Source organism: Paenibacillus sp. MER 180, from assembly GCF_023713665.1.
Lineage (GTDB): Bacteria > Bacillota > Bacilli > Paenibacillales > Paenibacillaceae > Paenibacillus_B > Paenibacillus_B suaedae.
The window spans coordinates 1-295 of the sequence record NZ_JAMAVT010000104.1; the positions used below are offsets into that span (position 1 = coordinate 1).

Sequence of the window (295 nt, forward strand, 5' to 3'; positions counted from 1 at the left end):
GGAATGAATCCTGCGTTCATTATAGAACCGTATGAATTCGGACACCACTTGATAGGCTTCACCATAAGTTTGAAATTCGTATTTATTCAAACAATCATCTTGCAAGATTCGATGAAAAGACTCAATATGGGCATTCATATTCGGTGTTCTAGGCGGTATTCTTTCATGCTCCATACCAAAGTCGATACATGCTTCCTCAAAAGTGCTTGATACGAACTGTGGGCCGTTGTCTGAGCGAATTACTGGCACCGTCTGAGAGCCAAATAATTGGCGTTTAAACAAAGCGGCTTGTATG

General features: G+C 41.4%; 1 protein-coding gene. It reads right to left on the bottom strand.

Features of this window, described 5'->3' with window-relative positions:
* Positions 1–295 (bottom strand): integrase core domain-containing protein (locus M3661_RS30065; protein WP_251491411.1); only part of this gene is annotated, 295 nt, incomplete at both ends.